The organism is Skermanella rosea (genome assembly GCF_016806835.2).
Lineage (GTDB): Bacteria > Pseudomonadota > Alphaproteobacteria > Azospirillales > Azospirillaceae > Skermanella > Skermanella rosea.
Map to the genome: position 1 here is coordinate 2,873,300 of NZ_CP086111.1, position 24,474 is coordinate 2,897,773.

At 66.5% G+C, this 24,474-nt stretch carries 22 protein-coding genes, 1 tRNA gene and 3 CRISPR repeat arrays; of the genes, 6 read left to right on the forward strand and 17 right to left on the reverse strand.

All coding sequences use genetic code 11. The features are described 5' to 3' along the window. Positions 1-350: 350 nt before the first annotated feature. On the forward strand, positions 351-698 hold the full coding sequence (locus JL101_RS13250) for a hypothetical protein (RefSeq protein WP_203095503.1): 348 nt from the start codon (positions 351-353) through the stop codon (positions 696-698). Between the two features lie 19 nt (positions 699-717). Continuing rightward, positions 718-1,175: a CRISPR direct-repeat array (repeat unit 29 nt; unit sequence GGGTCTATCCCCGCCTGCACGGGGGAGCC). 91 nt (positions 1,176-1,266) lie between these two features. Then, positions 1,267-1,844: a CRISPR direct-repeat array (repeat unit 29 nt; unit sequence GGGTCTATCCCCGCCTGCACGGGGGAGCC). A 64-nt stretch (positions 1,845-1,908) separates the two neighbouring features. Here the strand turns inward: JL101_RS13250 and cas2e are convergent. The 15 genes from cas2e to gatC all read right to left on the reverse strand — a co-directional run bounded on the left by cas2e (position 1,909) and on the right by gatC (position 18,173). Beyond that, entirely contained in the window at positions 1,909-2,202 is a 294-nt protein-coding gene (gene cas2e / locus JL101_RS13255) for a type I-E CRISPR-associated endoribonuclease Cas2e (protein WP_203095504.1), read from the reverse strand. Beyond that, on the reverse strand, positions 2,174-3,058 hold the full coding sequence (gene cas1e / locus JL101_RS13260; RefSeq protein WP_203095505.1) for a type I-E CRISPR-associated endonuclease Cas1e: 885 nt from the start codon (positions 3,056-3,058) through the stop codon (positions 2,174-2,176). The genes cas2e and cas1e overlap by 29 nt, the downstream gene beginning before the upstream one ends. An 11-nt stretch (positions 3,059-3,069) precedes the next feature. Continuing rightward, complete coding sequence (cas6e, locus tag JL101_RS13265) at positions 3,070-3,858, reverse strand: type I-E CRISPR-associated protein Cas6/Cse3/CasE (protein WP_203095506.1); 789 nt, start codon at positions 3,856-3,858, stop codon at positions 3,070-3,072. Next, positions 3,855-4,637 carry a type I-E CRISPR-associated protein Cas5/CasD gene (gene cas5e / locus JL101_RS13270; RefSeq protein ID WP_203095507.1) on the reverse strand — a complete coding sequence of 261 codons (783 nt, stop codon included), beginning with the start codon at positions 4,635-4,637 and terminating at the stop codon, positions 3,855-3,857. Before cas5e ends, cas6e begins: the two co-directional genes overlap by 4 nt. Continuing rightward, positions 4,634-5,863 carry a type I-E CRISPR-associated protein Cas7/Cse4/CasC gene (cas7e, locus tag JL101_RS13275; RefSeq protein ID WP_203095508.1) on the reverse strand — a complete coding sequence of 410 codons (1,230 nt, stop codon included), beginning with the start codon at positions 5,861-5,863 and terminating at the stop codon, positions 4,634-4,636. The genes cas5e and cas7e overlap by 4 nt, the downstream gene beginning before the upstream one ends. After that, on the reverse strand, positions 5,853-6,467 hold the full coding sequence (gene casB, locus JL101_RS13280) for a type I-E CRISPR-associated protein Cse2/CasB (protein ID WP_203095509.1): 615 nt from the start codon (positions 6,465-6,467) through the stop codon (positions 5,853-5,855). Before casB ends, cas7e begins: the two co-directional genes overlap by 11 nt. Beyond that, positions 6,464-7,984, reverse strand: a complete 1,521-nt coding sequence (gene casA, locus JL101_RS13285) for a type I-E CRISPR-associated protein Cse1/CasA (protein WP_203095510.1) — start codon at positions 7,982-7,984, stop codon at positions 6,464-6,466. Before casA ends, casB begins: the two co-directional genes overlap by 4 nt. Positions 7,985-8,352: 368 nt before the next feature. Beyond that, entirely contained in the window at positions 8,353-11,010 is a 2,658-nt protein-coding gene (gene cas3, locus JL101_RS13290) for a CRISPR-associated helicase Cas3' (RefSeq protein WP_203095511.1), read from the reverse strand. A gap of 116 nt (positions 11,011-11,126) precedes the next feature. Further along, positions 11,127-12,557: a CRISPR direct-repeat array (repeat unit 28 nt; unit sequence GGCTCCCCCGCGCCTGCGGGGATAGACC). A 142-nt stretch (positions 12,558-12,699) separates the two neighbouring features. Next, complete coding sequence (locus JL101_RS13295) at positions 12,700-12,882, reverse strand: hypothetical protein (RefSeq protein ID WP_203095512.1); 183 nt, start codon at positions 12,880-12,882, stop codon at positions 12,700-12,702. Continuing rightward, positions 12,879-13,157, reverse strand: a complete 279-nt coding sequence (locus tag JL101_RS13300; protein WP_203095513.1) for a hypothetical protein — start codon at positions 13,155-13,157, stop codon at positions 12,879-12,881. Before JL101_RS13300 ends, JL101_RS13295 begins: the two co-directional genes overlap by 4 nt. A 218-nt stretch (positions 13,158-13,375) precedes the next feature. Continuing rightward, positions 13,376-13,465 (reverse strand) — tRNA-Ser (locus JL101_RS13305). Between the two features lie 94 nt (positions 13,466-13,559). Further along, the gene (locus tag JL101_RS13310) at positions 13,560-14,726 is read right to left on the reverse strand and encodes a trans-sulfuration enzyme family protein (RefSeq protein ID WP_203095514.1); all 1,167 of its coding nucleotides are present in this window, start codon (positions 14,724-14,726) and stop codon (positions 13,560-13,562) included. A gap of 85 nt (positions 14,727-14,811) precedes the next feature. Continuing rightward, entirely contained in the window at positions 14,812-16,284 is a 1,473-nt protein-coding gene (gene gatB / locus JL101_RS13315; protein WP_203095515.1) for an Asp-tRNA(Asn)/Glu-tRNA(Gln) amidotransferase subunit GatB, read from the reverse strand. A 30-nt stretch (positions 16,285-16,314) separates the two neighbouring features. Beyond that, positions 16,315-17,886 (reverse strand): amidase family protein, encoded by a 1,572-nt coding sequence (locus tag JL101_RS13320; protein ID WP_203095516.1) that lies wholly within the window; start codon positions 17,884-17,886, stop codon positions 16,315-16,317. Next, entirely contained in the window at positions 17,886-18,173 is a 288-nt protein-coding gene (gene gatC, locus JL101_RS13325; RefSeq protein WP_203095517.1) for an Asp-tRNA(Asn)/Glu-tRNA(Gln) amidotransferase subunit GatC, read from the reverse strand. The genes JL101_RS13320 and gatC overlap by 1 nt, the downstream gene beginning before the upstream one ends. Before the next feature lie 119 nt (positions 18,174-18,292). Here gatC and ruvX point away from each other — a divergent pair, with 119 nt between their 5' ends. The 3 genes from ruvX to JL101_RS36780 all read left to right on the forward strand — a co-directional run bounded on the left by ruvX (position 18,293) and on the right by JL101_RS36780 (position 20,174). After that, positions 18,293-18,868 carry a Holliday junction resolvase RuvX gene (gene ruvX, locus JL101_RS13330; protein ID WP_203095518.1) on the forward strand — a complete coding sequence of 192 codons (576 nt, stop codon included), beginning with the start codon at positions 18,293-18,295 and terminating at the stop codon, positions 18,866-18,868. Continuing rightward, positions 18,869-19,792 (forward strand): AEC family transporter, encoded by a 924-nt coding sequence (locus tag JL101_RS13335; RefSeq protein WP_203095519.1) that lies wholly within the window; start codon positions 18,869-18,871, stop codon positions 19,790-19,792. 76 nt (positions 19,793-19,868) lie between these two features. After that, on the forward strand, positions 19,869-20,174 hold the full coding sequence (locus tag JL101_RS36780) for a LysR family transcriptional regulator (protein ID WP_323374731.1): 306 nt from the start codon (positions 19,869-19,871) through the stop codon (positions 20,172-20,174). A 27-nt stretch (positions 20,175-20,201) separates the two neighbouring features. Here JL101_RS36780 and JL101_RS13345 read toward each other — a convergent pair whose 3' ends face one another. Continuing rightward, positions 20,202-20,423 (reverse strand): DUF1127 domain-containing protein, encoded by a 222-nt coding sequence (locus tag JL101_RS13345; protein ID WP_203095520.1) that lies wholly within the window; start codon positions 20,421-20,423, stop codon positions 20,202-20,204. Between the two features lie 409 nt (positions 20,424-20,832). Between JL101_RS13345 and JL101_RS13350 the strand changes: the two genes are divergently transcribed. Together JL101_RS13350 and JL101_RS13355 are read left to right on the forward strand one after the other, a co-directional pair. Continuing rightward, a complete protein-coding gene (locus tag JL101_RS13350; RefSeq protein WP_203095521.1) occupies positions 20,833-21,783 on the forward strand; it encodes a transcriptional regulator GcvA in 951 nt (316 codons plus the stop codon). A 63-nt stretch (positions 21,784-21,846) separates the two neighbouring features. Continuing rightward, positions 21,847-23,085, forward strand: coding sequence for a CaiB/BaiF CoA transferase family protein (locus JL101_RS13355; RefSeq protein WP_203095522.1), 1,239 nt, complete (start codon positions 21,847-21,849; stop codon positions 23,083-23,085). Here JL101_RS13355 and JL101_RS13360 read toward each other — a convergent pair whose 3' ends face one another. Continuing rightward, on the reverse strand, positions 23,086-24,462 hold the full coding sequence (locus tag JL101_RS13360; RefSeq protein WP_203095523.1) for a transglycosylase SLT domain-containing protein: 1,377 nt from the start codon (positions 24,460-24,462) through the stop codon (positions 23,086-23,088). Positions 24,463-24,474: the final 12 nt, after the last annotated feature.

Sequence of the window (24,474 nt, forward strand, 5' to 3'; positions counted from 1 at the left end):
AGCGGGACAAAACGACGGCAGGGAGATTTCGTTGAATGAAAGATCAGGTCGGCGGCTGGCACCGTCGGCCTGATCGCCCAACTCCTAACCTGGACAGGCGGAAGTTCGTTTGACGAAAAGGTTGCGCTGGGCGGGGGCATCTTGATGCGGAGCGATGACGTGATCCACTTGATCCTGGCCGGAGGGGTGCGGTGGCAGTCGATTATGGAATGGGATGCGGGCGTGTGTCGTGGCCGGTCCGCGATCTGATTGTAACCGCACACTAGGGGGCGTGCCTGGGGCGTAAAACCATCGATAAGGCTCTGGATGTTGTACAATAACTTCATCACATGAGATCAGGAATTTTACAGATGAAATGGGTAAAAGGAGTTTCCGGCAATCCCGGCGGGCGGCCGAAGCTGGAAGTGAACATCCGGAACCTGGCCCAGCAGAACAGCATGGAGGCGCTGGAGACGCTGGTCGAGGTTATGCGGACCGGAAAGCCGGGAGAGCGGCTTATCGCGGCGAATGCGATCCTGGATCGGGCTTACGGCAGGCCGACCCAGTCGGTCGAGATGTCCGGTTCCCGCGAAACCCTGGTTGATCTTCTAGTCAGTTTGAATACCTCGTCTACTGCCAACGCCTCCCCGACCGCCAGCATGATCACGGATACAGGTAGGCGGGACAGCACTGATGCTGAGTCGTTTACGGCGCCCTGATCGGCGCAATTCCACTGGAGTGTCTATCCCCACCTGCACGGGGGAGCCCTGCGCGAGAGCATCGGCCAGTGGATGGACTCGGGGTCTATCCCCGCCTGCACGGGGGAGCCCCCCGACACCTTCGCCATAAGCGCCGCCATGCGGGTCTATCCCCGCCTGCACGGGGGAGCCGGGTGATTGCTCCGGTCCGTCGCGGCTGTATAGGGTCTATCCCCGCCTGCACGGGGGAGCCTCGGTGGCCGAGTGCATCATGACGGCGGCCACGGGTCTATCCCCGCCTGCACGGGGGAGCCCGGACGAGGATCTCGATCCAGAACGGGTGCCAGGGTCTATCCCCGCCTGCACGGGGGAGCCTCATTTCCCTCAGGGTCGTTTTGTCGTACAGGGGGTCTATCCCCGCCTGCACGGGGGAGCCCCGTCGAGTGCCAAGTCGATGATGCCAGCAACGGGTCTATCCCCGCCTGCACGGGGGAGCCGACAGCATCGTCGTGAAGATGGAGATGGACGTGGGTCTATCCCGCCTGCACGGGGGAGCCGTGGTGCCGGTGGCGTTGTGGATGTGGACGGCGGGTCTATCCCCGCCTGCACGGGGGAGCCGCCAGCTTCCGCAGCTCGCTTTCGCCCCGACCGGGTCTATCCCCGCCTGCACGGGGGAGCCAAGTCATCCCGGTCGCCGGTCGAGGAGTTGACGGGTCTATCCCCGCCTGCACGGGGGAGCCTTGGGCCACCGCGCCCAGCCGCCGAAGAACCAGGGTCTATCCCCGCCTGCACGGGGGAGCCGCGACCGCCCGCGACGTCATGGTAGAAGCTATGGGTCTATCCCCGCCTGCACGGGGGAGCCTTCACCATCCTGTCAGGGAAGTCGCACATGCCGGGTCTATCCCCGCCTGCACGGGGGAGCCCGCAAGCCATCGGGAAGCACGATCCGCTCCCCGGGTCTATCCCCGCCTGCACGGGGGAGCCCTGCACACATCTGGTCAACACCAATCATCCGGGGGTCTATCCCCGCCTGCACGGGGGAGCCTGATATGCCTGTCGCAGCAGGTCGGTATTCTGCGGTCTATCCCCGCCTGCACGGGGGAGCCCAGGACAGGTATGCCGACATCGCCGGCAAGAACGGTCTATCCCCGCCTGCACGGGGGAGCCTCTGCCAAGTAAGTACCTGCTTTTGTTCATTTGTCAAAGAATCTTATGGTGTACTTTACTGCAATCAATCACGCTTTGCGAGCATCAATCCGTCATAATCGGTCAGCCGGACCGGAGGAGTTCCCAGGACCAAGACGGCCTGCCGACCCGGAGCTTTTGAGTCGCGCCATGTCATCACAATGGATCCCCGGCCAATCTCCGAATACCAGTCGGTCATCACCGCCCAAACGCGCTCGCGCACGGCGGCGCTGAGGGTCGGGGCGGTGTAGACGCCGGGCGCTATTTCCAGCATCACGGAGACTAGGAAGCCTCGGAAACGGTCGGGCACGTCACGGGTGACCACCACGGTCATCGGCATCGAACAGCTCCTTGATCCGGTCGATCATGGTGGGGATTACGGCCCCGTCGCGGAAGGTGCGGCCGGCCAGCCGGCGAACATGCCGCTCGATCGACTGTTCCGGCCGCCGCTGCGCCTCCCCCACGGCCCGGAAGGCGATCGGCAGGGTCACGTGGTCCCGGAACAAGTCGGCAATATCCAGGATAAAGGCATTGGCCGAGTCCTCGTGGATGAAGCCGAGCTGCGGCAAGGTCGCAGTCGCAGCCACGGCAATCGCCGCCGCCGCCTCGACGGCAGTCGCGGCATGGTTGATGGCCTGATTGGGAAGATCGGCGGCATCGGGCGCAGCCCGATCGTACCTCCGGCCCTGCCACTTGACACCGTAGCGGTTCGCCAGCAGGCGATAAGTCTCCTTCATCCGGGCGCCTTCGATGCCGCGCAGCACCGCGATATCCTGGTGCGGCAGCACTTCGCCCAGGCGCCAGGCATAGAGCCGCCGGGCAATCGAAAGGCGCGCGCCGTCCTCGTCGGCCCAGACACGCGCCTGCCGCCGGGCGAGACGACTGTCGTCCGGCCCCAGCGGCAGTGCCGTATAGCAGCGCACGCCGTCGTCCCCAACGGCAATAAGCCCGGTACCGTGGCGGGCCGCCAGCCGCAAGGCATCATGCGTTACCGATGTACCGGGACCGATCAGGATCATCGAGATCGCCTGGTAAGGCAGGGCATAGTCACCGCTTTCGAGCCCGTCCATCCCGGTGGTCCGGAAGCGCAGGGTGCCATCCTCGACATAGAGGTTGCCCCGCGACAGCCAGATCAGCCCATGGCGGTCGGCGTGGGGAACGCGGGCGGTTTCGAGACCGAGGCGACCTTTCAGCATGGCCGACCCGTTCAGCCGCTCCCGGCCGGGCGCAGCAGCAGCATTCCGAAGCCGAAGGATCGGTGTCTTCCAATGCCGCGCGCTAGCAGCTGACGGAACGCGGTCGGATCATCGACCCGCAGGGTCCCCGAAAACACGACATCCGGCCGCGCGAAGTTGCGAGGCGCGCGATCCGGCTCGTCTTCGGTCGGCTGGGTCTTGCGCAGCACCGTACGCAGCCGCCGGGCGGTCACCCGTCCGTCCAGCAGCCCGGCGGCACCGCCACCTTCCAGATGACGGCGCAGCCAGTCCAGGTAGACTGTTTCGCGCACCGGGCGTTCAGCAACCTCCGCCGCGCGGTCACACGCATCCAGCGCCGAAAGGAACGCGTCCACCTCCGCCCCCGGTCGCTTTGCGATGGTGCTCCGGCCGACCCGGACCACCGGACAGGCGCGTACCTCGAAGCCTAGGTGCATGCCCGCCGGAAACGCGGTCGGCATGGGCTTGTCGGCGGCCCGCGCCCAATCGACAACGGCATGTGCAAGCGGCTCGGCCGTCAGTCCGGCCGTCTGCGCAAGACCGGCCAGCGGCTCCGGCCCATAGGCGAGCACTGCCGGCCCTGGTAAATCACGGGCCGTGCGCACCGTGAAGGGGCCGGGTGCAGATGGGCCGAACAGGGCGCGCAATAAGGCATGCACGGCATATCCCTCATCGAAGCGCCGCGTGCCGCCCATCCCCTGAGCTTCCGCAAAGGCGACCAGCCGGCGAGTATCGACCGGAAAGTGCAGCATGAACAAAGGGGCATCGGGCGCGGCGGTCACGGCTGCGGCTCCTTCAGGCGGATGCGGCCTCGGCGGACCCGCCGTTCACCACCGTGGAGCTGGTTGCGCCAGTCGCGCCGGTCATACACGATGCCCCGATCGAAATCGCCCGCCGCCAAGGGAAACCCAGGCTCGCCCTCCGGCCACTCCGCATCGGCGAACTCCGGCGCCTCAAGGCTATGCACTCCGGCCTGTCGCATCGCCGCTTGCCTGTCAGCCACGCCCAGAGCCAGCGCATCCGCCAGCGAGGCCGCCCGGCAATGCCGGACCAGCAGCGGGGCCGCCGGAAGACATGCTTTTCGGCCGATGAACAGGGGACGGAACGGCTCGTCCAGCGCCGTCTCCAGGTCGGTCAAGGTTGGCCGCTCCTCCGGGGGATCGAGGCGGAACGCCACCATGATGGCTTCTCCCGTACGGTACCAGCGATAGCGGATGTGGGTGCCCGACGTGGCCTCTCCGCCACCCCGATCCTGCCGCCGCCCGCGGGTCGTCCATCCGGTACCGACAAGATGAGGTTGGGACAGGTCCACCGTCTGGAAGTCGCGCATCGGCGTACCGTCGCGCAGGACGACGGCGGCCAATCGCAGGCGTTCCTGAAGCCGCTGGAGCGACGCGGTGTCGGCATGTCGCCAACCGAGGGCATTGCCCAGCAGTCCCGCCATCTGCGCCACGCCCGGAAACCTCCCGGTCACTCCGTGCTGGTCGACGACCGGCACCCCAAAGGCCATCAGCGGCGCGTCGAGCAGCAGAACCAGGGCATCGACGGCCGGCCCGGTCATGCGGCGGCTCCGCCGTCCCGAACCAGGCCGGCGGCCCAAGCTGCGAGCGCGTCCAGCCCCTCGGCCGGGTCGGCCGGCAGCGCGCCGGGGTCGACCATGGAGGCGAAGCGCCGCAACTCGCGCCGGCCGTACATCCGGTCGAAACCCGCCAGATGCTCGCCGAACCCGCGGAAGGCGTTCGCCCGCAGATCGCCCCGCGTCGGCACCGGGCGTAGGAAGGCATTGGCGAGGCTGCGCGGCTGACGGGCTCCAGCCTCGATCATCATCAGTTCGGCATAGCCATAGGGAGCCGTCGAGCCGAGCTTGGCCCCCGGGGAGACACTGGCGATCAAGTGGACAAGATGCTCGACCACGCGGGACGCGAGATCTCGGTCGGCATCGCGCCAGCCGCGCGCGTCGCAGCCTTCCAGGTTGGATACCAGCAACGGCACATCCACGACGACATAAACGTAGAATAGTCCGCTGGTCAGTTCGCTGGTCGCGATCAGGCCGGATCCCATTTCGCCGGCGCTCTGGCGCAGGTCGTCCACGGCGGTGAAATAGTCGGGCTCCGCCTCCTCCCCGTGGACGGTGAAGGCGTGGGCGACATGGACCGCGGCATCTCCGCGCGCCAGATAGTCGGAGGTGACCATCCTGCCGAACAGCGCGCCGTCGAGCCCCGACGCCTTCGACAATGCCTCCAGGTTGGCCCGGTTGTCCTTGATATAGGTCTCGGCCGCCTTGGTGGCGTCTTTCACCGCGGCTGAGTCGCGGGCGAGATCGCGCGCGGCATTCTTGATGAACTCGATTTCCGGCCGACCGAGCACGATTACCTGGTTCGTATCCAGCCGCTCCAGCGGGTCGGAAGCGCTGTCCTCGCCCTGTTTCCCCTTTTTCTGGGAGCGCTCCTTCTCCGCCTTGGCGCTCTCGCCCAGCAGCTTGGCCTGGAGCGCCGCGACGACAGTGACTACCAGGTCGACCGGCAACCCCTCGGCGACCAGCGGCTCGGCGATTTCCTTCCGGAAGGTAATGCGCGATCGCACCGCCAGCGGGACACCGAGCTGGTCGAACGACCATTCATCGACCGCGCGGCGCCAATGGCGCTTTAGGCATTGAGACGACACGCGGGTGCGCTCGGCTCCGCCGAAGGGCAGGCGCTTGGCCCGGCCCACGTCGTCGCGGTTCAGCAGCGCCGCCGCATAGGGTGTCAGCGCATGGATCTGAAGGAAGCGCGGTTCAACGCTCATTATCGTTTTCCTTCGCGGTTCTGGTCAGTTCGCGGAAGTACCGTCGGGCGATGTGATGGGCGGCATCGTCTGGATCGAGCCGTTCGGGAAATCGCGCTCCGGATCGGGCCAGGACGAACCGGCCGAATTCCAGCCAATCGATCGCCCGCCCCTTGTTACGGAACCACAGGCAGACAGTCCGCACCTCCGCCGCCAGCGTGTCGCCTTCGGCGCGCAGCAGGCGGACAAACCGGGGTTCGGCATAACCGGTGGCGGCCAGCACGGCGCCGGGAGCCGCGCCCCTGGCGTGGGCTCCCGGCGCCATCGTCGCCATGCCGGCGACCACGGTGGCCCACGCCTTTTCCTGCACCGCGTTCCCTATCCAATCCTCTCCGATGCGGGGCAGCGCGAGATGCCAGAAGGCGGGCGGCAACACGCCGGCTTCCGGCTGTATGCGCCGCAACTCCGCCACGGCCCCGCTGCCGATGCCCATCGGATCGCCCGGATTATCGAAAGCATGGGCCAGTTTGAGCAGCGATTTCGCGGGTTCGGGCAGCGGCTTTGCCAGCTCCTTCGCGGCCCCGGCTGTGCTACCGGGGACGGTCTCTGGGGCGGTCTCCGTCATGCTACCTCCTCGGGTCTGTCATTCGACTGGCTCAGCAGGGCAAGCCGTTTGGACAGGATGCGGGTGAAGGTGAGTTCAGCGAGGGCGTGCGCCCTCTCGCGCCGCTGCGAGGGCGGTGTCAGGCGGATCGACCAGTCTTCGAAAACGTCGATGGCGGCGGCATACAATTCCCGCTGCCATGTGACCCGCGCCGGGTCGTCGCCGCCGGTCTCCACGATCGCCCAGAGATGCTTGAAGAAGAAATCGTCGATACGCCGGTCCAGTACCTCGCCGGCCTCTCCCACCCGCTTGTCCTTGAAGTCGAGCCTGTCGCCCTCCGGTCCACCCTGGACGAGAGACAGCAAGGCGACCCTCAGCGCCTTCTTGGCGCCGTCCCGGCAATCCTCGATCATGGTCTTCGCGATGGCATGTACTGCAAGGCGGTCCTCACGGCGGAACAGACGCCGCCGGGCTGCCCGGGTTAGCGGAAGCCAGCGTTCATACAAGCCGTCGGTTGTCCCTTGTCCGCGCACCAGCACGGACAGGTGCAGCAGCATCCGGCCAGGCGGATCGTCCGGCAGATCGCTTAAGGCGGGGGACGGATCAATCTCCGGAGAAGTCAGGATGTCCGCGACCAGTTCGTACCGAAACCCTCCCGGCCCGACGGTCAAGGCGGCTGCCTCCTTTTTCCGGACCGGCGTCCACAGGTCGCCGACGACGCCTTTCAGGTCCTTGGCGGCGACCCTTGCTGCCTCCGTTGGCTTGCCCCAGGCCACCACCCCGCCGGCATCGTCGCGGGTCAGACGAACCCTGCGGCAGATTTCGATGAACAGCGGATCCAGATCGTCGAACGACAGGCTTTCTGCGCCGTCCCAATCCCGTGTCCACAGCAGGGCCAGACCGTTTTCCGAACGGAACCGCAACGGGAGTGCGAGCTGGTCATTACGCGTAGCTGCGGCGAGCTGCAAACCCCTCCGGAACCGTTCTCCCCAATCCGCGGACGGAACCAGATCGACCAGGACGCGGCTGGCGAACCCGCCGTTCATCCGGGCAACGCCGTAGTTGCCCCGGCCGAGGAAGCCCTGCTGCGTCTGCAAGGTGATCAGGGCATAGACCCAATGGTGGAGATTAGCCGCACCCAGTCGGAATGCCTTGACGTCGTGGTTCTTGGCGGTGATCAGCACGTCGATGCCGTCGGGCGTGTCGGCAATCCTGTTGAAGCCCTTCAGGCTGCCTTCCTTGATCGGCGGTTGGAAAAATGCCGGCTGGCGGAAATCCTCGACCACGAGGCACCAACCCGGTTCTGGAGCCAGGGCCAGCAACAGGTCGCGCCACACGGCCTCGTCTCCAGGAGGTGTGTCGAGGCCGCCGCGGTTAAGCGCTATCGCGCCGAGCTGGACCAAGAACTGATACCAAGCCTGCCGCTGATGCGGCGCGAGGCCGGGAAATGCGGTGACCGTGCCCGAAGAAAGGTGGGCCAGGACTTGGGGCAAGGATGCCGACGAGCAGGTGGTATCGTCCCTCTCGATCGGGAGCATCGGGTCCGTAACGAGGCAATCGGCCATAGACAGCACCCCGGTTGAAATTGCTGGCTATACGTGTTCGGAGTTCGATGTTGGTGGTTTCCATCACCTGCCACGGACATCGATGAACAACATAGGATCACGAGGGTCAGTTTAGTGCAACGGTTTTCTAACTCGTGAGCCGAAGGCAGCACCCTTAGCTTGCTTACGAAAAAGGGCGTGCCATTGATTGATGGCGCGCCCTTTCAAAGGAAATCTAAGTTCTGCTTTCTGCCCCCGCAGGATACGGGGAAGGCTCCGATCTCGATCGTGTGCCATCGGCCCACGACGGTCCATCTCGCAACAAGCGAGGAAGGCAAACAGTAACACGCTGAGGACCGAGGTTAAGTTGCTTTGAGCCCGAAGCGATCATAGCCAAGCGACTTGCCGCCGAAATTGAACAGCAGCGATCCAGCCTCGACTTGAACGTTTTCGGGGGCGGCCTCCGCCGGAGAATGCGGCACCAGCCATCCAGGAATGCGGATGCGAGTCACTTCCTGTCCGAACGGCCCTTCGACTCCGTTCCGGAAGATCGCCATGCGGTCGTTGAGTCCGAGACGGGTGCTGATCGCGCCATCCAGCCCTTCGGGCAAAGGTTCCAAGGGCTTGCTCCATTTGATCTCCGCCGTATTCGCCGCCATCCCGTGCGCGATGGCCTTGCCTATGACGGTCCTGGCATGCCCTGTCCAGAAACCGCCCAGCGACTCGGCAAGGGCCGTAAGCGCCTCGGGATGAGTTGCCGCTTCGACAAGCAATCGGTTCTCCCGCGGCAGATCCAAACCGCGCCGTGCCTCCAGCTCGCGGCGGGTCGCCGCCAACCCCAGCAGATTGGGATAGGTTCGTCCGAAGCCGAGGAGCCGCGGGATTACGCTGCCATCAGAACGCAGCAGCGACGACAGGGCGTCGATCGTGGGTGCAAGCACCACGAGCCGCGCCGTCTCGAACCCGGTGGGGCGTGGTCGTTTGTGGCGGTGCAGCCGCCCGACCCTTTGCAGCAGGACATCGGCCGGGCACAGGTCTGTCACGAGCAGGTCCGCGTCGATGTCCAGGCTCTGTTCGGCCGTCTGGGTCGTGACCGCGATGCAGGGAGCATTTGCCGTCTTCCCGAACGCCTGTTCCAGCGCATCGTCGAGGAGGCGGCGATCCTCGGCGGCGAACCGCGCATGATGCGGACAGGACCGCCCGGCGATGCCGAACAGCAGACCGGAGCTGGAGGGGCTGGCCAGCATCTCGACCTTCTGCTGAAGCTCCATGGCGCGGCGGACCGTGTTGACGATCACGAGCACCCGGGCGCCTCGTTCCCCGGCCTCGACCGCAAGCCGAGCCACGGCGTCGAGATCTTCCGGGTCACCGACCAGTTCGATCGCTACCGGCTTCGGCGGAGGAGCGTCGCCTATAGCCGGCTCGACCGGATCTCTCGTGCCCGACGTTACTGCGGGGAAAGGCATGTCCGCGACGACTTCCAGTGCGGGCGGCCTGTCGGTGCGGCCAGTCAGGCGGTGGCGGGCGGCGGAACCAAGTGTCGCGGACATCAGCAGGGCATGACCGCCGGCGGCGCGATGCTGGTCGAGCACGTGCCGCAAGAGTTCCTCCATGTACGGGTCACTTGCATGCACCTCGTCCACCACCAAGAGATGACGCAACATGGCGGCGGAACGCAATTGCGCATGCCGTACCATCAACCCGCCCATCAAGAGCTGATCGACGGTCCCGACCATGACGGCTCCCGCCAGGAACCGCTTCGGCTGCTCCACCGCCCAGCCCCGGTCCCGAAACTTGTCGCCGTCGTTATCGGGCCAATGCACGCCGTAGTCGGGCAGCGGCTCGCCATCCTGGTCGTCGACCCGGAGATAGCCTGGAACTGCCAGCCCGACGGGCGGGCAGCCGTCTCCTAACAGACGGCGTAGGTCATCGCGTATGCGACGATGGATCTGAACTGCCGATGCTCTTGTCGGCAAGGCGAAGTAAAGTCCGTCGACGCAGTCGGCGCGCAGCAGGTTCAGGAAATGGATCAACGCCGCCTCGGTCTTGCCGGATCCAGTCTCGGCCTCGACGACCAGCAGGCTGCCGGACCCGGGTTCCGGTGCCGTACGGGCGAGCAAATCGGCCTGGAGCGGGCGAGGCCGGCGGCCAGGCTCCGGGAAGAGCGCTGCGAAATCCCAGTATAGGCTCCGGGCGGCGTCGCGTGTACGTTCCGGGTCGAGCCATCGGTCGATAAGGACACGCCGCGCCGCGGCACGGGCGAAGACCATCCGGTCCGCCGATGCGGAGGGCGCCTCCGGATCGCCGGGAAACGGAAACCTGCCGGAGTCTGACCCTAGCCAATCGGCCAGCATGACCAGCCCGGCGAAGGCATGCAGAAAGCGCGGAGAGGTCGGCACCTGCCCGACGTCGGGCGCGAAAGCGTCTGGAAACCAGCGGCGCAGGGCCGCGGTCAGCTCGCCGACGGCGGAAAGTGGATCGTATACGGGGGTGGCTTCCCAAAGTGCCGGCTCGACCACGATGGATTTCGGCAGCGAGCCGTGATGGGCGAACAAAGCCGTCATGAGGTCCGCCAGCCCTTCACCGGCGACCTTTTCTTCGCACCAGCTGGCAAGGTTTTCCACATCAAGCATACTGTACAATATTTTTTTTAACCTCATTGCTGTGTCAAAAGATCCACCGCCCTCATCCCCCAGTAGTATGGCCATCGCCGGACCGACATGGCCCGCCCTTCGCACGGATTGCCGTTCATTTCGGTCGAGCGCTTTGTTCTGGAACCCATGATTGGCCTTGCCGAAATCGTGCAGCGCCGCCAGTGCCGCAAGACGCGCGCGCTGGCCGGCCGAAAGCTCTTGCCTGCCCGCCAACCGCGCCAGCCGGAGATTGACGGTCGGCAAGCCGAGCAAAGCTTCCATCATGGCGGCGACGTCGGCGCTATGATCGGTCAACGAGAGATACGACGCAATCACCCCATCCTCGTTCTGCCGCAACTTCGCCCAGGGACGTGGGATGGGAAACATCTGTGAGCACCCTGTTTCTGGGTTGAATTATTGCTCGCTTCGCGCGAGTTTGAATGATAATAATACACCATAAGAATCTTTGACAATCAAATAAGGTCAGGCATTTATGCCCTAGAGGCTCCCCCGCGCCTGCGGGGATAGACCTTCAGAACGGCGGCTGGTGCTGTGCGGCGATAGGGCTCCCCCGCGCCTGCGGGGATAGACCCGTGTACGACGACGTGACCCGGCACGGCGTCAAGGCTCCCCCGCGCCTGCGGGGATAGACCCCCGACAAGTTCGTGACCGAGTACGTCCGCGGCGGCTCCCCCGCGCCTGCGGGGATAGACCCCCGCCCGGTTCATTAAGTAGTCACAACGAGGAGGCTCCCCCGCGCCTGCGGGGATAGACCTCTGGTAGGGGTCCGCAATAAGCGCGCCGGTATGGCTCCCCCGCGCCTGCGGGGATAGACCTCAGTCACCCGAAATCGTGACTGCACAGCCGGCGGCTCCCCCGCGCCTGCGGGGATAGACCCGTTATAGGTGCCGGTCGGGTTGTCCTGCGTCCGGCTCCCCCGCGCCTGCGGGGATAGACCCCCGTTCGCCTGCCTGTCGCCCGTGCTGATGCCGGCTCCCCCGCGCCTGCGGGGATAGACCCCGGACGTACCAGATCGGCGCCAACACAATGGGGGCTCCCCCGCGCCTGCGGGGATAGACCTCTTCGTGCCGTCCACGGCCGGCCGCATCCTGCGGCTCCCCCGCGCCTGCGGGGATAGACCCTCCGGGGCATCAGTAAGCCTCATGACATGAAAGGCTCCCCCGCGCCTGCGGGGATAGACCCTGGACGTCTACTAGGCGCATTATTGCGCTTTAGGCTCCCCCGCGCCTGCGGGGATAGACCCTTTATCGCGATCTGCTTGCTCATCCGGTTGAGGGCTCCCCCGCGCCTGCGGGGATAGACCCTCTATCTATGGACGGAAGGCGGCTACGACGGCGGCTCCCCCGCGCCTGCGGGGATAGACCCTTTCCGCTTATCCGCCTCAAATCAGCGGCCGGGGCTCCCCCGCGCCTGCGGGGATAGACCCCCCAGCCCGGTCGGGTCCTGGAAGTCCTCACCGGCTCCCCCGCGCCTGCGGGGATAGACCCCAGGACCGCTCGTTCGCGACGCAGACGCAGAAGGCTCCCCCGCGCCTGCGGGGATAGACCCCGATCGGCCACCACCGTGAAATCGGACGTGGGGGCTCCCCCGCGCCTGCGTGGATAGACCTCCGCCATGATGACCAACACCGTCTCGATCCACGGCTCCCCCGCGCCTGCGGGGATAGACCCGTCCGGTACAAGGCGACGGAGCGGTACAGCTTGGCTCCCCCGCGCCTGCGGGGATAGACCCAGGTCCGCGCCGAGTTCGGGCAAGGCGGTATCGGCCCCCCCGCGCCTGCGGGGATAGACCCGCCCACCTGCGGGACGTCAAGACCAAGGCCATGGCTTCCCCGTGCCTGCGGGGATAGACCCCAGGCTGGCCCGATCACCGAGGCGAACATCCTGGCTCCCCCGTGCATGCGGGGATAGATCCGAGACGAACAAGGGCACTCCGGATCACGCGCTGCTTCCCCGCCTGCGCGGGGATGGACCTGGAGAGAAAGGTCTCCAGCTCCTCCGGGGTGACTAGCAGCGGCTTGACCAGCTTCTTCGCGACGGGAGCGAGGGGTGGGCATCACAGCATCTTGACCAGGGCGGCGGTCAAGGCGGGCTGACCAAGCAGGATTGGGAGCACCCACTTCAGGAGATCGGCCTTCGTTTCCGACAGGTCGGCTTTGGTCGCTAGGGGCTGTATGTCGGTCTTCGTGACCAGCTTTTCGCCATTCATCGCTTCGGATACCGCGGCTGTGACGGTCATGGCAGGTACCTGGTCAGCAGGTTGACCACGGCAACAACCAGTCCACTGATTACACCGACGATGGTCGAAGCGATGATGACCGGGTCGAGACGACGATCGCGGTCCAGCTTCTGCAAATCGGCAATCAGCTTGCGCTGTTCGGCGCGGCACTTGTCACTCTCCTCGATTAACCTGCGCGTCTCGGCGCGGTACTTGTCGGTTTCCTCCATCTGGCGACGGAGACGGGAAAGCTGCTCGGTGACGTCGAGATCGGCGAAGCTGTCAGATCTGGTCATGGTCATGCTCCAGGGGCAAGAAACCCCCGCGCTGGAGTGTACCAGCAACCGGGAGAGAGGTTAATCAGGTGATTGGCCTGTCACTCCGGCGAGAAGATCAGCATGACGAAATCCGCATCTGACGCTTCCCTCGCCCATGCGCGGATGGATCAGTGGATGGTACAATCCAGACCTGGACCAGAAAAACGCTGATAGTTCAATAGATTAGATCGTGAGAATGGCGGATAGGGTGGGATTCGAACCCACGGTGAGGTTTCCCCCACGCAGCTTTAGCAAAGCTGTGCCTTCAGCCTCTCGGCCACCTATCCGGCGCGGCGCTCTGTATAGCGAGCGGGGCTTTGTTCGGCAAGCCCCTATCGTACGCGTTCCATTACCTTTTTACCGCGGCCCCACCGCGGCGCCTCAGACCGCCGAACGGCTCTTCTCGATCGCCTGGATCAGGTCGCGGATCAGATCCTCGGCATCCTCGATGCCGACCGACAGGCGCAGCAGGTCGTCCGGAACCGGCGTGTCCGCGCCCTCGATGCTGGCGCGGTGCTCGATCAGGCTTTCGACCCCGCCCAGCGAGGTGGCGCGGGTGAAGACCTCGGTACTGGCCGCGACCGCGACCGCGGCGGCGGCACCGCCGCTCATGCGGATCGACAGCATGCCGCCGAAGCCTTCGATCATCTGGCGGCGGGCGATGTCGTGCTGGGGGTGGCTCTGGAGCCCCGGATACAGAACCTCCGCGACGCCGGGATGCCCCTCGAAATACCGCGCGATGTCGAGCGCGTTGGCCGATGCAGTGCGAACCCGCGGGTACAGGGTGCGCATGCCGCGCAGCAGCAGCCAGCTCTCGAACGGGCCGAGCACCGCTCCCAGGCCCTTGCGGACACCCTTGATCCGGTTCCAGTGGTCGTCGTCGGCGGCGGTGACCAGCGCGCCGGCGATCACGTCGCTGTGCCCGTTCAGGTACTTGGTGCCGGCATGCATCACATAGTCGGCGCCGAACGCCAGCGGGCGGGTGATCACCGGGCTGGCCGAGGTGCTGTCCACGGCCAGCCGCGCCCCGGCGGCGTGGGCGATGTCCGACGCGGCCTGGATGTCGGTCACGTCCCACATCGGGTTGCTCGGCGATTCGACCCAGACCAGCGCCGTCCTGCCCGGCCGGACGGCGCGTGCCAGGGCGTCCATGTCGGCGCTCGGCACGAACTCGACGTCCAGCCCCCAGGGTTTGGCGAAGTCGATCAGCCAGTTGCGGAGCGACCAGTACATCACGCTGGGCGCCACCACATGGTCGCCCGGCTTCAGGGCCATGAACAGCGCCGTCGCCGACGCCATGCCGGAGGAGAAGACCAGAGCCCCCTGCCCGCCTTCCAGCCGGTTCAGCAACGCCTCGACCTGGTCGTAGGTCGGGTTGTCGGCACGGCTGTAGACGCGCCCGTGGGTGTCGTAGCTGTTGTCGGGGTCGCGCAGATAGGTCGTGCTGGGATGGATCGGCGGCACGATCGCGCCGGTGTTCGGGTCGATCCAACCCAGGGCGTTGGCGGCAAGGGTTTCGGGCTTCAGGCTGTCGGGCTTGCCGGCCATCGCGGGGGCTCCTGGTTTTCTCTGGATATATAGGGAAGAAAGCGGAATGCCGGACCCGCAGGCCCGGCATTCCCGCCGCGTCGCGTCAGCCGTTCAGCTTCCTGGTCAGGATCTCGTTGACCATGGCGGGGTTGGCCTTGCCCTGGGTCTGCTTCATGACCTGGCCGACGAAGAAGCCGAACAGCTTCTCCTTGCCGCCCTTGTACTCGGCGACCTTGTCCGGATTGGCCGCCAGGACGCCGTCGATCGCGCTGTCGATGGCACCCGTGTCGGTCACCTGCCGCAGGCCCTTCTCCTCGACGATCAGGGCCGCCGGCTTGCCGGTCGCGACCATCTCGGCGAACACGTCCTTGGCAATGCGGCCGCTGATCGTGTTGTCGGAGATCAGGTCGATCAGGCCGCCCAGGTCCTCGGCGGAGACCGGGGACTGCTCGATCCCCTTGCCCTGCTTGTTGAGCGCGCCGAACAGCTCGCCCATGGTCCAGTTGGCGGCCAGCTTCGGATCGCGGCCCTTGGCGACGGTCTCGTAGAAGTCGGCGCTCGCCCGTTCCGCGACCAGCACGCCGGCGTCATAGTTCGACAGCTTGTAGTCGCTGATGAAGCGCGCCTTCTTGTCGTCGGGCAGCTCCGGCAAGGTCGCCTTGATCGCGTCCACCCAGGACTGCTCCAGCTCCAGCGGCAGCAGGTCGGGGTCGGGGAAGTAGCGGTAGTCGTGCGCCTCCTCCTTGCTGCGCATCGACCGGGTCACGAACTTGGTCGTGTCCCACAGCCGCGTCTCCTGAACGATCGTCCCGCCGCCCTCGATCACCTCGATCTGGCGCTGAACTTCATAGTCGATCGCCATCTGGACATAGCGGATCGAGTTGACGTTCTTCGTCTCGGTCCGCGTGCCGTAGGGCTCGCCCGGCCGCCGCACCGACACGTTGACGTCGCAGCGCATGGAGCCTTCCTCCATGTTTCCGTCGCAGGTGCCGAGATAACGCAGGATCGCCCGCAGCTTCCGGACATAGGCCGCGGCCTCCTCCGAGGTGCGCATGTCCGGCTCCGAAACGATCTCCATCAGGGCGACGCCGGACCGGTTCAGGTCGACATAGGTGCGGCTCGGATGCAGGTCATGGACGCTCTTGCCCGCGTCCATCTCCAGGTGCAGGCGGGTGACGCCGACGGTGCGGCTGGTGCCGTCCGGCATGTCCAGCACGATCTCGCCCTTGCCCACGATCGGCTGCTGGAACTGGCTGATCTGGTAGCCCGACGGCAGGTCGGCGTAGAAGTAGTTCTTGCGGTCGAACACCGAGAACAGGTTGATCTGCGCCTTCAGGCCCAGGCCCGTGCGGACCGCCTGCTCGACGCAGTGCTCATTGATGACGGGCAGCATGCCGGGGAACGCGGCATCGACGAAACTCACCTGCGTGTTCGGTTCGGCACCGAAAAGGGTCGAGGCTCCCGAGAACAGTTTCGCGTTCGAAATGACCTGGGCATGGACTTCCAGCCCGATCACCACTTCCCAGTCGCCGGTCTCGCCCTTGATCAAATTAGTCCCGTTGATCACACTGGTCATTATCCAACTTCCTCAGGATCAGGGTCGGCGTCAGCCGCGGGCGGCGACGAAGGGCGGCAGGGCGTCGAAGCCGGCGGCATTCTCCAGCACGCCGGCCACCCGCAGCACGGTCGACTCGTCGAACGGCCGGCCGAGGATCTGCAGGCCCAGCGGCAAGCCGTCGGATGCCAGCCCCGCCGGCACCGAGATGCCGGGCAGACCCGCCAGCGACGCCGGCACCGTGAACACGTCGTTCAGGTACATGGCGATCGGATCGTCCATCTTCTCGCCGATGGCGAACGCGGTGCTGGGCGCCGTCGGCGTCAGGATCACGTCGCACTGCTTGTAGGCCTGCTCGAAGTCCTGCGCGATCCGGGTCCGGACCTGCTGCGCCTTGCGGTAATAGGCGTCGTAGTATCCCGCCGACAGCACGTAGGTGCCGATCATGATGCGGCGCTTGACCTCCGCCCCGAAGCCCTCGGCGCGGGTGTTCTCGTACATGTCCTTCAGGTCCTTGCCCTCGACCCGCAGGCCGAAGCGGACGCCGTCGTAGCGCGCCAGGTTGGACGAGCATTCGGCCGGCGCCACGATGTAATAGGTCGCCAGGGCGTACTTGGTGTGCGGCAGGCTGATCTCGACCGGTTCGGCGCCGGCCGCCTTCAGCCAGTCGATGCCCTGCTGCCACAGCTTCTCGATCTCGGCCGGCATGCCGTCGACCCGGTATTCCTTCGGGATGCCGACCTTCAGGCCCCGGATGTCGCCGGTCAGCGCCGCGCGGAAGTCGGGCACCGGCATGTCCACGCTGGTCGAATCCTTGGGATCGAACCCGCACATGGAACCCAGCATCAGGGCGGCGTCCTCGACCGTGCGGGTCATCGGGCCGGCCTGGTCGAGCGACGACGCGAAGGCGACGATGCCCCAGCGCGAGCAGCGGCCGTAGGTCGGCTTGATGCCGACGATGCCGACGAACGAGGCCGGCTGGCGGATCGAGCCGCCGGTGTCGGTCCCGGTCGCGGCCATGGCGCAGCGCGCCGCCACCGCGGCGGCCGAACCGCCCGACGATCCGCCGGGCACCAGCTTGCGGGTCCACTGCCATTCCTGCACCGGGCGCGGCTGGCGCACGGCGGCGGTCAGCTCGGACAGGAAGCCGCCCTCCTCCGCCAGGTCGCGCTGCACCAGGGTGCCCTGGCTCCAGGGGCTGACGACGGGGCCGAAATGGCTGGTCACGTTGGAGGAGCCCATGGCGAACTCGTCCAGGTTGACCTTGCCCAGCATGACGGCGCCGTCCCGCCACAGGTTGGCGGTGACGGTGGACTCATACGGGGGTTTGAAGCCTTCCAGGATGTGGCTGCCGGCGGTGGTCTGGAAGCCTTCCGTACAGAACAGGTCCTTGACCGCGATCGGCAGGCCGTTCATCGGGCCGGCCTCGCCCTTGGCGCGGCGGGCGTCGGCCCGCTCGGCCATGGCGATCGCCTGGTCCGGAGTCTCGGTGATGAAGGCGTTCAGGGGGCGCGACGCCTCGACGGCGCGGACATGCGCCTCGGTCAGCTCGACGCTGGTGAACTCGCCCTTGGACATCCCGGCCAGGGCTTCGGTCATGGTCAGCTTTGTCAGATCCGTCATCACTCGACAACCTTCGGCACGACGAAGAAGCCCTCGGCGCTGTCCGGGGCGTTGAGCAGGACGGCATCGCGGATCCCGCCGTCGGTGACGGCGTCGGGACGGCGGCGCAGCTTGTGGGGTGCCACGCTGGTCATCGGTTGCACGCCGGCGGTATCGACCTCGTTCAATTGCTCGACGAAGTTCAGGATGTTGCTGAGTTCGCCGGCCAGGTGGTCCTGGTCGGCCTCGGGCACCTTGATGCGGGCCAAGTGGGCGATCTTCGCCACGGTGGCCTTATCGAGCGACATGGGGTAAGTCTCTCCGTCCGCGAACGCCTCGTGCCGGAGCACTGCCCCGGCCGACGGCAGAAAATGGTAATTTTCCGGCAGTGTGCCTTTATGACTGTGTGCCGAAAGTAACACCCGATATGGCGATCCGCAAGCTCACGGACCTTCTCGACATCGTGCCCCGCGGCAGGCGGCTGCTGGGGCTCGACCTGGGCACCAAGACCATCGGCATGGCGATCTCCGACCCCGGATTCTCCGTGGCGTCGCCCATCGGCACGATCAAGCGCACCAAGTTCACGGTGGACGCGCGCGAGCTGGCCCGGATCATCAAGGACCGGGAGGTCGGCGCCGTCGTGATCGGGCTGCCGGTCAACATGGACGGCAGCGAGGGACCCTCGGCCGAACGCGCCAGGCAGTTCGGCGCCAGCATGCTGGAGCATCGGGACATCCTGGGCGGCGAGCAGGAGATCGCGTTCTGGGACGAGCGACTGTCCACCAGCGCGGTCCAGCGCATGATGATCGACGCAGACATGACCCGGAAGCGCCGCGCCGAGGTGGTGGACAAGATGGCCGCCGCCTACATCCTCCAGGGCGCGCTGGACGCGCTCGCGGGGATGCGCGCGGCGGCGCGGCTGGCCGAAGAGGAACGGCTCGAACAGGAACGTTTCGACCGGGAAAGCGGCGGGGAGGAAGGGACCGAAGACGGCAGTTCCTGAATGTCCCAGCTCTTCATCGTCTTCACCGCCCTCACGCCGATCTTCATCCTGATCCTGCTGGGATACGTGCTGCGCCGGCGCCGGTTCGTCCCGGACGAAGCCTGGGTGCCGGTCGAGAAGCTCACCTATTACATCTTCTTTCCGCTCCTGCTGCTGGACAACCTGTCCAAGGCCAGCCTGGGCGACCTCGCGGTCGTCCCCATGGGACTGGCCCTGGTCTCGGCGATCCTGACCACCACACTGTTCCTGCTTCTGCTGCGCAGGCATCTCCATCCAGACGGTCCCGCCTTCACCTCCGTCTTTCAGGGATCGGTGAGGCCGAACACCTTCGTCGGGTTGGCCGCCGCCGCGGCACTGTTCGGCAAACCCGGCGTCACGCTGTTCGCGATCGGCTTGGCGACGGTCGTGCCGCTGGTGAACGTGCTGTGCGTGATCGTCCTGTCCCGCTACGGCTCCGGGAACGGCAGCTCGATCCGGGCGGTCGCCCTGGGCATCCTGCGCAACCCGATCATCATCGGCGTGGCGGCCGGAGCGGCGCTCAACCTCGTCGGCATCGGCCGGCCGCCCCTGATCGGCCCCGTCTTCGAGATCCTGGGCGATGCCGCCCTGCCGCTCGGGCTGCTGGCGGTCGGCGCCGGCCTGGATCTCGCGGCGGCGCGCTCCGCCGGTGGTGCCGTGCTCCAGTCGTCGCTGACGAAACTGCTGGTCGTGCCGGGGCTGACGGCGCTGTACGGCGCCGTCTTCGGGGTCCACGGCCTGACCCTGACAGTGGCGGTGCTCTTCAACAGCCTGCCGGCCGCAGCGTCTGCCTATGTGCTGGCACGCCAGATGGGCGGCGACGCCCGGCTGATGGCCGGGACGATCACCCTTCAGACAGTCCTGGCCCTGCCGTCCATTCCGCTCGCATTGCTGCTGTTCGGATGAAACCTCAGTCCCTTCCGGACTGTTTCAACGCTGAACGCATCATTCGGAGCGGAATGGATCGGGGGTGGTACAGAGGTTGGACTTCGAAACGCATCAGAGCCGGCATTTGCCACCGCTCAGCGCCGTACGGGCATTCGAGGCGGCGGGGCGGCATGGCAGCTTCACGGGCGCGGCGCAGGAGCTGAAAGTGACTCCGGCGGCGATCAGCCACCATGTCAAGATGCTCGAAAGCTGGCTTGGAGTCGTCCTGTTCCGTCGCTTCGCCCGGGGCCTGGAGTTGACCGACGACGGGCGCCGCTATCTGCCGCGCCTGACCAGCGCGCTGGACGAGATCGCCTCGGTGACGGGCGATCTCATGAACGAACGGGCCGACCGCGATTGAGCCGGCCCGTCGCTCCTTGGACGACCGTCAGGGCCGCCAGAACGGCTTGACCACTTCCTGTTCCAGATCGGCGCGGGACAGGCCGATGTCGCGCAGAAGGTGATCGTCCATCTCGCCCAGGCGGTGGCGCTGCCGCGCCCGGTCCTGCCATTCCAGCAAGGTATCGAAGGCAGTCACCAGGAGGCGATTGAAGCTCTTCAGGCTTATGTCCGCACCGTGCGGAGCGGACTTTCCAATGCCGACGGACATCTTGGCTCTCCTTATGCGAAAGCGGGACCGAAGCGGCTCCGGCTTCGACCGGTCATCATCGAAAGACATCATCGTGATAACCGAATATTTGCGCGACCCGGTTCTTGCGCACAAACGACGCTTTCTCATAATGCGGATTAGGAAAACTAATTACCGCGTGTGACGCTGATTACAGTACCGGGATGCACCCTGTGCTTTCCTTCATTTCCCCGGAAGCCGTAGTCCACGGAGGTGCGTCCATGCCCGAAGGGTTCTCCACCATCCACGATCATGCCACTCCGACAGCGAGGCAGTGACGATGCTTGCGCGCACCGGCTATGCGAAACGCCCCCGGAGGGGTTCGCCTCCTTGCATCCCGGTCCGGCCTTCCCATAGACTCCATGAGCAAAACTAATCGCCGAACCGGACCATGGGCCGCCGCCTGCCACCGCTGAACGCCATCCGCGCCTTCGAGGCCGCCGCGCGCCATCTCAGCTTCACCCGCGCGGCGGAGGAACTGAACGTGACGCAGGCCGCCATCAGCCACCAGATCAAGGGGCTGGAGGACGTGCTGGGCGTGCCGCTGTTCCGGCGGCTCAACCGGGCGCTGGTGCTGACCGAGGCCGGCCAGGGCTATCTGCCGCCGCTGCGGGAAGCGCTGGACCAGATCGCCGACGCGACGGCGAAGCTCAAGGCCGCCGACGGCGGAGGCTCGCTCACCATCAGCACCATCGCCTCCTTCGCCGCCAAATGGCTCGTCCCGCGGCTGCCGCACTTCCAGGAGCAGCATCCCCATCTGGACGTCCTGCTGTCCACGACCCCGCAGATGGTCGACTTCACCCAGCAGGACGTGGACGCGGCCATCCGGTTCGGGCGCGGCGGCTGGGAAGGGGTGCGGGCGGAGAAGCTGCTGACCGAGGATATCTTCCCGGTCTGCTCACCCGCCCTGCTCGAAGGCCCCAAACGCCTGCGCACGCCGGAAGACCTGGCCGGGTTCACCCTGCTGCACGACGATTTCCTGATCGGCTGGACCATGTGGCTCCAGTCGGCCGGCGTGCGCGGCGTGGACGCGGCGCGCGGCCCCCGCTTCACGGATTCGGCCCTGGTGCTCCAGGCGGCGGTGGCCGGCCACGGCATCGCGCTGGCGCGCCGGGTGCTGGCGGCCGACGACCTGGACGCCGGCCGGTTGGTGGCACCGTTCGGCATCACCCTGCCGACCGAGCTGGCCTATTACTTCGTGGCGCCGCCCCGCTACTTCGACCGCCCCAAGGTGGCGGCCTTTTATGAATGGGTGTGCGGCGAGGCCCGCGATTACAGGAAGGCGGAGGAGCGCACGGGCACGGCGGCCGCGCTTGTCAACGGCGCCGGCCAGTCCCTATAACCGGGTGCGACCCGCCGTTCGCCTGTCCCAGGGTTTCCCTTTCCGCTGCCGGATGCACCGTCCATGACATCGACCGCCCGCCCCGCCCCTTCCGGTCCGCTCGCCGGGCTGAAGGTCTTCGACATGAGCCGCGTCCTGGCGGGTCCCAGCGCCACCCAGGTGCTGGGCGACCTCGGCGCCGACGTGGTCAAGGTCGAGCGGCCGGGCCTGGGCGACGACACCCGGAAATGGGGTCCTCCCTATGTGCGCGACGCGGAGGGCAACGACACGACCGAGAGCGCCTACTACCTGTCGGCCAACCGCAACAAGCGCTCGATCACCCTGGATTTCACCAAGCCGGAAGGGCAGGCCCTGGCCCGCCGGATGATCGCTCAAAGCGACATCCTGCTGGAGAACTACAAGGTCGGGACGCTGAGCCGCTACAATCTCGGTTACGACCAGCTCAAGGACGAGTTTCCGGGGCTGATCTACTGCTCGGTCACCGGGTTCGGCCAGACCGGCCCCTATGCCCCGCGGGCGGGCTATGATTTCCTGGTCCAGGCCATGGGCGGCATCATGAGCGTGACCGGGGAGCCGGACGGCGACCCGCAGAAGCTGGGCGTCGGCATCGCGGACCTGATGACCGGGATGTACGGCCTCGTCGCGATCCTGGCGGCCCTGCACCACCGCACCCGGACCGGCAAGGGCCAGCATATCGACATGGCGCTGCTGGACACCCAGGTCGCCTGGCTGTCCTATGCCGGCCAGTATTACCTGACCAGCGGCGAGACGCCGCCCCGCATGGGCAACGCGCACCCGACGATCGTTCCCTACGAAGCCTTCCCGGCCTCCGACGGATACATCATCCTGGGCGTCGGCAACGACGGGCAGTATGCCCGGTTCTGCCAGTTCGCCGGCCGGCCGGAATTGGCGACCGACCCGCGCTTCGCCACCAACGAGCTTCGCGTGCGCAATCGGCACGACCTGATACCGGTCCTGCGCCAGCTGATCTCGACCATGCCGCGGGACCATTGGCTCAAGGGCCTGGAACCCCTAGGCGTGCCGTGCAGCCCGATCAACCGGATCGACCAGGTCTTCGACGACCCGCAGGTCAAGGAACGGGGCATGGAAATCGCCCTGCCCCATCCGCTGACACCGGAACCGATCCATCTCCTCGGCAGCCCGATGCGGTTCTCCGACACGCCGGTCGACTACCGCCACGCCCCGCCGACGCTGGGCCAGCATACCGACGAGGTGTTCGGCGACTGGCTCGGGCTGGAAGAGGCCGAGATCCGGCGCCTGCGGGAGGCCGGCATCGTCTGATCACCGCGTCTCCGCCTCGGTGTCCTCGACGGTCCGGGCCGCCAGTTGCGCGTCCGCGGCGACCCGGTCCCAGTCAAGATAGCGCCGTCGGGCCTCGGTCACCTTCACGAGGTAGCGCCGGGTCTCCTCGAAGGGCAGTTGCTCGCTCAGATGATCGAACACCTCCTCCGGCGGGAGTTGGTTGATCAGGGGAGCGGCCCGGCCGATGTTCGTCGTGCCGTTGAAAGCCCGCGCCACGTTGCCGGCTCCCGTGTTGTAGGCGGCAATGGAGGCGTAGAGACGGCTTTCCGGATGATCGACGTCCCTCAGGTAGCGGGTGTCGAGCAGCTTCAGGTAGGCGGTGCCGAGCTTGACGTTGGTATCGACGTCGTACAGCGACTCGGGGATCAGCATGGGAGCCGATTCGCCGTTGACGAACCGGTGGGCGTCCAGCCCGCCGCTGGTCGGCACCAGCTGCATCAGGCCGAAAGCGGGAATGTGGGAGCGGGCGCGCGGATTGAAGGCGCTTTCCGTCTCCATGACCGCGAGGATCAGCGAGGGCGGGATGTCGAACTCGCCGGCTTCCCGGAAGACCGCCTCGGCGTACCGCTCGGCCAGCTTCGCATAGGCCCCTTCCGTGAAGGGAACCCTGTAGCTCAGCATGGTGCGCTCCCGGCCGTCCTCGCCGACGACCGCGGTCCTCGTCACCGTTCCGGACGACAGGCGCCGGGCAGTGTCGGCCGGCAGGATGCCGGCCAGCACGGCCGGCCCGCCGTCCGCCTCCGGGCCGGCCTCCTCCGCCCAGTCCGGGGGCAAGGGCATGCCCTGCTCCTCCACTCGGTCCATCGCCTCCTTCATGACCCGGTCGCGCCCCGGCAGGTCGGCCGGCGTGTCGGTCAGGGCCATGTCCACGACCTTGCGGAGGCGCTCGATCCCCGCCGCCTCGCCCGCCTCCGGATCGCCTCCCGGCTCAACGAGGACCTGCGCCAGGAACTCCCCGTGCTCGAAGTCCGAGACGCCGCGGCTCAGCCAGCCGTCGTCATAGAAGACCCATTCCTTGCGCGACGGCAGGAGAGCGTTCTCCTCGCCCCAGAAGGCGGCGCACTTCTCCCACATCTCCTTGTGCGTCTCGCCGACCGCCTTCGCCAGCATGTCCATGGCCTGCCATTCCGCCGCCGCGGGCCCCAGGAACACCGGCGGCGCCGTCGCAACAACGGGATAGACCGCCTGCGCCATCGGCTCCGCCTGGACCCGGCCGGTCACCGGCGGATGGACGGAGGCGCGTTCGCCGCCGGCCAGACCGGTGACGCAGCCGGTGAGAAGGACCGCCGCCATGCAGGCCGTGGCGACGGGTGCCGCGCGGCGCGCGGCCTGATCGGGACCATTCATCCTGGACATCGTTGTTTCCTC